Here is a 1,047-nt window from a genome sequence, read left to right as displayed (position 1 = left end):
TATCAGCATCTACAAGCTTATAAAAATAGCATTTTACCAGAAGAAATTTTTGCAGTATTTATAGATGCGTATCATGCAAAAATGAGAGATGAAAACGAAAAACTAACAAACATTAGCATATATTTAGCAGTAGCAATAGACATGGAAGGATACAAACAAATCCTTGGATACTGGATAAAAAAAGGAAAAGAAAACAAAAGCTTTTGGATAGAAGTATTTCAAGATATGATATCAAGGGGTTTAAAGAAAGTAGCTATATTTGTATCAGATGATTTTAGTGGGCTTACAGATGTGGTAAATCAGTTTTTCCCATACTCAGACCATCAGCTTTGCTGGACACATATGAAAAGAAATTTAAGAAGGAAATTCAGTAAAAGAGAATATAGTCTTTTAAATAAACATTTGACCTTTGTAAAAGAAAGTTTAACAAAGGACGAGGCATTAGGACATTGGGAAAACTTTTTAAAAGAGCTTTCAAATTTAAATCCTTCTTTATCAAAGCAATATGAGAAAAAATCGGAGAATTATTTGGCTTTTATAGATTATCAACAGGAGATAAGGAAACATATATACACCTCAAATGTGGTAGAGAGTGTAAATGCGGGGCTTGAGATGATGAGATTGGAGCTTGGAGGATATTTTCCTTCTATGAGGACTTTAGAGATAAATTTGTTTATACAGCTTTCAAACCTTAATGACAAGTGGATGAGAAAACCTGTTGCTGCTTTTAGGGCTAATCTTTATGAAATGAGGCAGATTTTAAATGTTAAATTTGGTCTTGAAAAATTTTTGGATTGATTACACAATTTTTTAGGTAAGTCTCGTTATTTTCCCTACACCTGGTATGCTCTCTAATATATCTTTCTTCTCTTTTATCTCTTGATTTTTTTCTACATATTGGTTTATTATTTCCTCTATCTTTTCTATCTCTTTTGTTAAATGCTTTATTGTTCTTATATAACCTCTGATTACCCCTTGTATCTCAGGGGGTATCTCTTTTAGACTGTTTTCCACCTCTTTAATGCCTTTATCTGTTAGCAGTTGTCT

General features: G+C 31.4%; 1 protein-coding gene and 1 pseudogene. One reads left to right on the top strand and one right to left on the bottom strand.

The window, feature by feature from the left end; genetic code table 11:
- A partial coding sequence (locus tag HG1285_RS00175) for an IS256 family transposase (RefSeq protein WP_008289737.1) occupies positions 1–798 on the top strand: 798 nt, incomplete at its 5' end.
- A 12-nt stretch (positions 799–810) separates the two neighbouring features.
- On the opposite strand, the pseudogene HG1285_RS20145 reads toward HG1285_RS00175, so the two are convergent.
- Positions 811–1,047, bottom strand: a pseudogene (locus HG1285_RS20145) (hypothetical protein); the annotation flags it as partial.

It is taken from the genome of Hydrogenivirga sp. 128-5-R1-1 (assembly GCF_000171895.1).
Note: the sequence above shows the minus strand (reverse complement) of the source record. Positions and strands in the feature narration are given on the sequence as shown.